Below are 8419 nucleotides of genomic sequence, written 5' to 3'. Positions count from 1 at the left end.
AAGACAAAATCAATTTGGTTTCATTAAGACATTATCATATTCGAATCATACTTCCAGATTTTAAATATGTAATTCATCGCATTTCAATAAAAATTATGATATACTTCAATAGCAGAATTGGAGTTGATTACAATGAAGGACTATTTAGTAAAAGCGCTAGCATGCGAAGAGCGTGTACGTATTTATATGTGTGCCAGTACAAATCTGGTAGAAGATGCAAGAAGACGTTTTGATATGTGGCCTACAAGTGCTGCTGCATTGGGTAGAACATTATCTGTAGCAAGTTTAATGGGTAGCATGTTAAAAAGTGAACAAGAGCAAATAACTATCAATATTAATGGACATGGACCAATTGGAACTATAATGGTTGATGCTTATAGTGATGGACATGTAAGAGGATTTGTCAGTGATCCTCATATCATGCTGCAATATAATAATGGTCATTTGGCTGTGGGTACTGCTGTTGGTACTGATGGATATTTAGAAGTCACAAAGGATTTCCATATGAAAGAAAATTGGAAAGGCACTGTAGCATTACAAAGTGGTGAAATTGGAGAAGATTTTGCATATTACTTTACTGTTAGTGAACAAACGCCAAGTGCAGTATCTGTTGGAGTTTTAGTGAATCCGGATGATTCAATTAAGGCAGCGGGAGCATTAATTATTCAAATGTTACCAGATGCTACTGAAGAGGATATTGTAAAGGTTGAGGCTGTTTTAGGAAAATTAAAACCAATGTCAAATTTAATTGATGAAAGTGAAAGCTTAGAATCAGCATTAAAAGATATGTTTGATGATATAAAGATTTTAAGTACACAGGAAATCGAATTTAAATGTGATTGTGATCGTGCCAAAATGAAACGTGTTTTGACAACATTAAGTAAAGAAGAACGTATGAAAATGATAGAAGAAGATCATGGATGTGAAATTACATGTAACTTTTGTGGTGAAAAATATAAATTTGATGAAGAAGAATTAAAAGAGCTAGAAAGGTTTTTAGAACAATATGCCAAATAATACTTGGAAAATAGGAGATATAGAAATAGCAAACCAGGTTGTAATTGCACCTATGGCGGGTATTAGCAATCCAGCGTTTCGCGTGATATGTAAAGAGTTTGGCGCAGGTCTTATTTATACAGAAATGGTTAGTGATAAGGCATTATATTATGAAAATGAAAAGACTATTGGTATGACAGATGTAGAAGAAGGCGAGCATCCTCTAACGATGCAGATTTTTGGACATGATATAGAAACAATGGTTTATGCAGCAAAGCTTTTAGATACAAAAACAGATTGTGATATTATAGATATCAATATGGGATGTCCAGTGACTAAAATTGTTAAATCTCAAGCAGGAAGCGCATTAATGAAAGATGTAGATCATGCAACAAAAATGACAAAAGCAGTAGTAGAAGCTGTTGAAAAACCAGTTACTGTTAAAATGCGTATTGGATGGGATATGGATCAAATTACATGTGTAGATTTAGCTAAAGGTTTAGAAGCAGTAGGAGTTAAAGCAATTGCAGTTCATGGCAGAACCAAAAAGCAGATGTATGAAGGACATGCAGATTGGTCTTATATTAAACAAGTAAAAGAAGCAGTTACAATTCCTGTTATGGGAAATGGAGATATAAGAAGTGGAGAAGATGCAAAACGTATGCTGGATGAAACAGGATGCGATGCAGTAATGATTGGCAGAGGGGTATTAGGAGATCCTTGGTTAATTAAGGAAGTAGTGCACTATCTTGATACGGGAAAACAATTACCACCAGTGTCTATGGAAGAAAAATTTATGATGGCAAGATTACATGCAAAACGATTATGCAATCTGAAAGGTGAGTATGTAGGAATGCGTGAAATGAGAGGACATGCGGCATGGTATGTGAAAGGATTGCCTGGTTCTCATAAATTAAAAGATGCATTAACGAAAATGGAAACATTTGATGAAATGAACCAAATTTTAGACTTATATATGGCGGAGATGAATTGTAAGGCGGTGAAAGAATGAGAAAGGTTATATCTGTTTGTATGATGATTTGTTTTATGTTAACGATAAGTGCGTGTGGGACAAAAGAAACACCTAAACCTACAGAGCAAGTTTCAGAAAATTTATTAAAAGGTAAGCATCACGCAGTTATTGATGTGAAAGATTATGGGACAATAGAATTAGAATTGGATGCAGATACAGCGCCAATTACTGTTACTAATTTCGTGGAATTAGCAAAAGACGGTTTTTATGATGGCTTGACATTCCATCGTAATATTGAGGATTTTATGATTCAGGGTGGGGATCCTAATGGTAATGGTACTGGAGGATCTAAACATACAATCAAAGGTGAATTTAGTGCAAATGGTGTGGAAAACAATATAAAACATGAGCGTGGCGTTATATCAATGGCTCGTTCGCAAGATTATAATAGTGCCAGTTCACAATTCTTCATTATGTATGAAAAGGCTTCTCATTTGGATGGGCAATATGCTGCATTTGGAAAAGTCACAAAAGGGCTGGATGTATTAGATAAGCTTGAGAAAGTAAAAGCAATTGATAACAATGGATTAGTTGAAGCATCACAACAGCCTGTGATAAATAGCATTAAAATTTTAGATTAAAGAATGTTGGAAACAGCATTCTTTTTTAGATTAAGCTTGCTCATTATCAAAAATAGGACTATAATAAAAAACAAGCAGATATGTGTCAGACACAAACTGTTTCAAAATTGAATCAAAGTCTTTGTGGCGGGGTGTAAGTCCCTACCGATGGTAAAGTCCATGACCCGCAAAATTCGCGGCTGATCTGGTGTGATTCCAGAACCGACGGTAATAGTCCGGATGAGAAAAGACATTTTCTGTGTACACCTGGAGGCGAAGTTTTTTTTTCGTTTCCAGTTTTTTTTTTGAAATGGAGGTGTTGTGTTTGAAAAACATGACGACAAAAAATCTTGCTCTTATAGGAATATTAGCAGCATTAGGTGCCATTTTAATGGTATTTCGATTTCCGATACCATTGTTGCCACCGTTTCTGAGCTTTGATTTTGCACTGATTCCTGAATTGATTGGAGGATTTGCCCTAGGGCCATGGAACGCACTTGCAATTATTATTGTCAGAGTATTGATTCAGCTAATTATCAATGGTACAAATAGTATGTTTACTGGAGAAATACAAAGCTTTCTATTAAGCTGTGCCTTGATACTTCCGGCAAGTGCATATTATTTAAAACACAAAACCAGAAATGGTGCTGCTATTGGAATGTTATTAGGTATAGTTATTTGTACTGTAACAGCAGTAATTACAAATCTATATCTGATTATTCCATTTTATGTTTCACTTTATCAAATGGATATGAGTAATATTTTAGCTATGTGTAAAGAAGTGAATCCAGCAGTAAATTCAATTGAAGGAGTGGTGTTGTTAGGCATTATCCCGTTCAACTTGATTAAAACAGGAGTGAATGGATTAATTACGTTTCTTGTATATAAAAAAATTAGTCCTATGATTCATCGATTCGCGTATAAACGATAGGAGGAAAAGAAAATGACATTCGAAGAAGGAAAAGACTTATTATTTAAAAAATTAGGAGATTATAAGATTATGGCATTGGCATCCAGTGTAAATGATTATGTGATGGTTAGAAATGTTAGCTGCTTGATTTATGATGATAAAATTTATTTTAAGACAGATAAAAACTTTAGGAAAACCCAACAGTTATTCGAAAATCCAAGAGTTGCACTTTGTGTTGGAGGTGTACAGGTAGAAGGTATTGCAGAAAATAAAGGGCTTGTTGTTGATGAGCCTGATCACAAATTTGAAACGCTGTATAAAAAATATCTTTGGCAAAGTTATAATGCATATAGTCATGAAGATAGTGAAATTATTATCGAAGTGACCCCAAAGTTTGTAGAAATTTGGGATGAGGATGAGCATCGTAATGCATTTCAAACTTTTGTAGATTTTGAAACAGAAAGTGTAGAAGTAATACCTTATGATTAAAAAAATCCAGAGCTTAGTATAATCGTGTTAAGCTCTGGGTTTTTTATAAGTTATCAATATATTGTTTTGGAAGTGCTTCACATAACCAAGTAGTATCATTAGCATCATAAAAAACAATTCCATCATCAAATGCTTCTTTTGCGTTAATTTTTAAAATGATTGGATAATCATCGTGACGTTTTCCAACAAGATAGGCAGTATGACGATCACTGGATAAATGCACATATTGTCTTTGCTTTGCAATAAGGCCTTGTCTTTTGATAGAATCAAGAAATCTTCTTGCTGTTCCATGATATAAGAAATCAGGTGGCTTTTTTTCGTTATATTTTACTTTAACATCAAAACTATGTCCGTAATATGCACGAATTTTATCTTTTTTTAACTCAAAACGCTTTTTTTCTGAATGTGCAATCATTTTCTTGAGATCAGAAAGAGTGACATCTTGTAACTGATTGACTGTTTGTAAAGCATTAAGCAAATCATCAATAAAGCACCACCCTTCTTCATCTAATTGAAGATTAAATTCTTCAGGGTGATGTCGCAGAGCATAGGATATCGTTTTACTTAATTTTAGTTCATTAACTGACATGACATATTTCACATCCTTTATAAATATAAATTAGTATATCATGAAATTAATTGCTTGAATGTTTTTACATATAATATTTTAGTGATGTTTTCCATGATGACCATTTTCATTAGTTGATTTTTGGCAGCTTTCTGGAATATTATTTGCATCATATAATGATAAAATCTTATATAATTCTTTCATGCTTTTATTTGATAACCCTTCTAAAGAATAATTGTTATCATAAGACAGGATTTCTTCTATAACACGATATTTTCCTATAGAAGTATGTGAGTTATGAGCAGCTGTATGTGTTTCTTCGTCAATATGTGAACAATGATATTGTGAAGTAGAAAGCTTAGATTGCAATTTTTCCTGAACTAAGGTATCAAGCTGTGAAGATAACTGACTGTTCTTTGTATAAATTCCAATTTCTAATATACCATCTTTAAAATAGGTACGATATAATGGATCTTGTAATAATATATCAATTGCATCATCAATTCGCTTGTCTTTTAAATTTAAAGTGGAGATAATTTTTTTTGCGTCTTGGTTATAAGGCTTGATCGAGGTAATGATTAATTCCTTATTGACTTTAAATTCCATGCTGGGATTGATATCAAATGACACAATAGCTTCTATGTTACTATCATCTTCTGATGAAGGTGATGAATTAAATAAATATAGTATCGGAAAAGATATAAAAAAGCATAGAAGTAAGATTGCGAAAGCCCACTTTCCTTTTGGTGATTGAGATTTTCTTTTTGTTCCTTGCAATATATGAAGCATTGTTTTTTCTTTTAAATCATTATCAGCGTGTATATGATCTAAAGATTGTAGTGGTTTATTCAAGATAATCACCTCCAAGCATATAGCGCAATTCTTCCTTCGCACGTTTCATCCATGTATGTATTGTGTTTTCTTTCTTATGTAATATTTGGGCGATTTCTTTTATTTTATAACCTTCATAGTAATATAAATATATGACATTGCGGTAGTTCTCCTTTAGTTTTAATACATTTGAGAGTATTTGATCATCATGCGATTTAGTTAGAAAGGGAATGTTTTCATAGATTTCTAAATTATCATGCAAAATAACTTTTTTATGGAACCAGGAAGTTAAAGAATCTTTACATGCGTTTATACTTACTCTTATAAGCCATGCTTTCTCATGCTCGTCACTTTCAAAATGTGGTCCATTTGCATACTTTAAAAAGACATCTTGAAAAATGTCCTCAACATCTGCATCTTGCTTTAAATGAATAAAGCATATACGCTTTACCATATCAGAATAAGTATTAATGGCATGAATAATTTCCTCTTCGCTTCGCATAGAACCTCATTTCTTTTTTATTTAATTGTATTATACACTATTTGTGGTGCATTTGGTGATGGGTGTTAACAGTCCATGCACAATTTTGTTCAACTTGCGAAACACAATCATGGTTATGTTTGTATTGACTTTGATGAGTTTCAACACAGTCCTGATTCATTTGATGAGTTCTTTTCATTTTTCGTGAACAGTTTTGATCATTTCTGTTTGGACAATCCTGATTGTCTGAGTGTTGATCACAATCCTCATGATGGAATCTATCACCAGAATAGGAAGCTGAAGCTGCGTAAATTGGCTTTAATATAACAAAAGCACCTATTGCAATCAATAACACTATAAATAATGTAACAATCTTTTTTTTCATTTTAAATATCCTCCATTCACTAATAATACGAAATAATATATAAAAAGCTTTCAAAAAAATAAAAAAATTCATAAATAAAAAATACGATAAATTTTATCGCTAAAAAAATAGAGATTTCGTTTGACAAACAACTTCATTCTATATATAATCAGATGTGCAAATATGGCGTTGATAAGAGAGTAGAATAAATGGAAGTAATAGAGAGCATTTGATGGTGGAAAAGATGCATGGAAATTTATTTCGAAACAAAGACTTGGAGCCTTCCGAAAGGACGAATCATTCACGTTACGAATAGACTTAATGAAAGTCGCTAAGACTGTTTTAGGCAACTAAACAGTGAATTAGGGTGGTACCACGATCAAGCTCTCGTCCCTATGAGGAAGAGAGCTTTTATTATGAAAAGAAAAGGAGTAAATAACATGGAAAAGTTGACAGAACAAGAAAAAATTCGTCGCCAAAAGATGCAAGACCTTATTGATATGGGCATTGATCCATTTGGACATGCGTATGAAAGAACACACAAATCAGGACAAATACGCGCAGAATATGAAAATTTCACAAAAGAAGAATTAGTTGAAAAAAACGTAATTGTTAAAATTGCTGGACGTATTATGACAAAACGTCGCCAGGGAAAAGCTGGATTCATGCATATTCAGGATTTAGATGGCAGAATGCAGATTTATGTGCGTAAAGATGTCATCGGAGAAGATCAGTATGAAATATTCAAAAAATCAGATATCGGAGATATAGTAGGTATTGAAGGTATTGTTATGAAGACGGATCATGGAGAATTATCTGTTAAAGCGACAGTATATACACACTTAACAAAAGCATTACGTCCTCTACCAGAAAAATTCCACGGTTTGCAGGATGTAGAAGAACGTTATCGTAGACGTTATGTAGATTTGATTATGAACGATAACAGCAAACGTATTGCATTAACAAGACCAAAAATTATTCGTGCAGTTCAGCGTTACTTTGATGGAAAGGGATTAGTAGAAGTAGAAACTCCAGTGTTACAGCCAATTCTTGGTGGAGCAGCTGCTAGACCATTCATCACACATCACAATACATTAGATATGCCTTTCTATTTACGTATTGCAACAGAATTACCTTTAAAAAGATTAATTGTTGGTGGATTAGAAGGCGTTTATGAAATAGGTCGTTTATTCCGTAACGAAGGAATGGATGCAACACATAACCCAGAATTTACTACAGTAGAAGCTTATGTAGCTTATTCAGATTTACATGGTATGATGGATTTGATTGAAGGGTTATTTGAATATGTAGCTATGGAAGTACTTGGTACTACAGAAATTACATATGGAGAAAAAGAAATTTCTTTAAAAGCTCCTTTCAAAAGATTGCACATGGTGGATGCAATTAAAGAAGCATGCGGTGTAGATTTCTGGAAAGAAATGAGCTATGAAGAAGCGTGTGCAATCGCCAAAGAACATGAAATCGAAGTAGAAAAGAAACACAATAGTGTAGGGCACATTATCAATTTGTTCTTTGAAAAATATGTAGAAGAAACACTAGTACAACCTACATATATCTATGGACACCCTACATCAATTTCACCATTGGCGAAAAAGAATCCTGAAGATCCAAGATTTGCAGATCGTTATGAGTTGTTTATTGATGGACATGAATATGCAAATGCATTCTCAGAATTAAATGATCCAATTGATCAAAGAGAACGTTTTGAAAATCAGTTAAAACTTCGTGATTTAGGTGATGATGAAGCTAATGAAATGGATGTTGATTATGTAGAAGCATTAGAATATGGATTACCTCCTACGGGTGGTGTTGGTTTAGGTATTGATCGTTTTGTAATGTTACTTACAAATTCACAGACCATTCGTGAAGTTTTATTATTTCCGCACATGAAGAATAAATAAATTATATAAGATAAGCACATTAATGTATTATTTGCAGATGATGTGCTTTTTCTTTATATAAGAAGGAAAAGGATATTTTTATGAAAATCAAAATGAATACAAGATGTATGATATAATAGTAACCATTTCTTAATTAAAACTGATATTGATTATAATAATTAGGTTAATAATCCTTTATATTCTCGGATTTTTATGGGATTTAACAGTTTTTTGATAAAAAAACGAAAAAAAGATAAAAAAAGCGTTGACAGGAGGAAGGATGTTT

10 protein-coding genes and 1 riboswitch are annotated in these 8419 nt (G+C 32.9%); of the genes, 6 read left to right on the top strand and 4 right to left on the bottom strand.

The genetic code is table 11. The features are described from left to right. Positions 1-132: 132 nt before the first annotated feature. The 5 genes from hslO (at position 133) to DW114_RS20695 (ending at position 3988) form a co-directional block, all read left to right on the top strand. Positions 133-1017 carry an Hsp33 family molecular chaperone HslO gene (gene hslO / locus DW114_RS20715; protein ID WP_117456227.1) on the top strand — a complete coding sequence of 295 codons (885 nt, stop codon included), beginning with the start codon at positions 133-135 and terminating at the stop codon, positions 1015-1017. Then, the gene (dusB, locus tag DW114_RS20710) at positions 1007-2008 is read left to right on the top strand and encodes a tRNA dihydrouridine synthase DusB (protein WP_117456226.1); all 1002 of its coding nucleotides are present in this window, start codon (positions 1007-1009) and stop codon (positions 2006-2008) included. Before hslO ends, dusB begins: the two co-directional genes overlap by 11 nt. Then, positions 2005-2610, top strand: coding sequence for a peptidylprolyl isomerase (locus DW114_RS20705; RefSeq protein WP_117456225.1), 606 nt, complete (start codon positions 2005-2007; stop codon positions 2608-2610). The genes dusB and DW114_RS20705 overlap by 4 nt, the downstream gene beginning before the upstream one ends. Positions 2611-2723: 113 nt before the next feature. Continuing rightward, positions 2724-2845: riboswitch (FMN riboswitch) on the top strand. A 78-nt stretch (positions 2846-2923) separates the two neighbouring features. Further along, on the top strand, positions 2924-3520 hold the full coding sequence (locus tag DW114_RS20700; RefSeq protein WP_233509631.1) for an ECF transporter S component: 597 nt from the start codon (positions 2924-2926) through the stop codon (positions 3518-3520). A gap of 12 nt (positions 3521-3532) precedes the next feature. Continuing rightward, positions 3533-3988, top strand: coding sequence for a pyridoxamine 5'-phosphate oxidase family protein (locus DW114_RS20695; RefSeq protein WP_117456221.1), 456 nt, complete (start codon positions 3533-3535; stop codon positions 3986-3988). 43 nt (positions 3989-4031) lie between these two features. Here DW114_RS20695 and DW114_RS20690 read toward each other — a convergent pair whose 3' ends face one another. The 4 genes from DW114_RS20690 to DW114_RS20675 form a co-directional block, all read right to left on the bottom strand. Then, complete coding sequence (locus DW114_RS20690) at positions 4032-4577, bottom strand: RNA 2'-phosphotransferase (protein ID WP_117456219.1); 546 nt, start codon at positions 4575-4577, stop codon at positions 4032-4034. A gap of 78 nt (positions 4578-4655) precedes the next feature. Then, a complete protein-coding gene (locus DW114_RS20685; protein ID WP_117456217.1) occupies positions 4656-5408 on the bottom strand; it encodes a hypothetical protein in 753 nt (250 codons plus the stop codon). Next, positions 5401-5889, bottom strand: a complete 489-nt coding sequence (locus DW114_RS20680) for a sigma-70 family RNA polymerase sigma factor (RefSeq protein ID WP_117456215.1) — start codon at positions 5887-5889, stop codon at positions 5401-5403. Before DW114_RS20680 ends, DW114_RS20685 begins: the two co-directional genes overlap by 8 nt. A gap of 37 nt (positions 5890-5926) precedes the next feature. Next, positions 5927-6253 (bottom strand): hypothetical protein, encoded by a 327-nt coding sequence (locus DW114_RS20675; RefSeq protein WP_117456212.1) that lies wholly within the window; start codon positions 6251-6253, stop codon positions 5927-5929. Between the two features lie 419 nt (positions 6254-6672). Here DW114_RS20675 and lysS point away from each other — a divergent pair, with 419 nt between their 5' ends. After that, positions 6673-8154 (top strand): lysine--tRNA ligase, encoded by a 1482-nt coding sequence (gene lysS / locus DW114_RS20670; RefSeq protein ID WP_117456228.1) that lies wholly within the window; start codon positions 6673-6675, stop codon positions 8152-8154. Positions 8155-8419: the final 265 nt, after the last annotated feature.

It is taken from the genome of Absiella sp. AM09-50 (assembly GCF_003433845.1).
GTDB lineage: Bacteria > Bacillota_I > Bacilli_A > Erysipelotrichales > Erysipelotrichaceae > Hoskinsella > Hoskinsella hominis.
Note: the sequence above shows the minus strand (reverse complement) of the source record. Positions and strands in the feature narration are given on the sequence as shown.

Bases quoted from the DNA above. Each gene is read 5' to 3' on its own strand.
- hslO (WP_117456227.1), top strand. From the start codon at position 133: ATGAAGGACTATTTAGTAAAAGCGCTAGCATGCGAAGAGCGTGTACGT.
- dusB (WP_117456226.1), top strand. From the start codon at position 1,007: ATGCCAAATAATACTTGGAAAATAGGAGATATAGAAATAGCAAACCAG.
- DW114_RS20695 (WP_117456221.1), top strand. From the start codon at position 3,533: ATGACATTCGAAGAAGGAAAAGACTTATTATTTAAAAAATTAGGAGAT.
- lysS (WP_117456228.1), top strand. From the start codon at position 6,673: ATGGAAAAGTTGACAGAACAAGAAAAAATTCGTCGCCAAAAGATGCAA.
- DW114_RS20680 (WP_117456215.1), bottom strand. From the start codon at position 5,889: ATGCGAAGCGAAGAGGAAATTATTCATGCCATTAATACTTATTCTGAT.
- DW114_RS20675 (WP_117456212.1), bottom strand. From the start codon at position 6,253: ATGAAAAAAAAGATTGTTACATTATTTATAGTGTTATTGATTGCAATA.
- DW114_RS20700 (WP_233509631.1), top strand. From the start codon at position 2,924: ATGACGACAAAAAATCTTGCTCTTATAGGAATATTAGCAGCATTAGGT.
- DW114_RS20690 (WP_117456219.1), bottom strand. From the start codon at position 4,577: ATGTCAGTTAATGAACTAAAATTAAGTAAAACGATATCCTATGCTCTG.
- DW114_RS20705 (WP_117456225.1), top strand. From the start codon at position 2,005: ATGAGAAAGGTTATATCTGTTTGTATGATGATTTGTTTTATGTTAACG.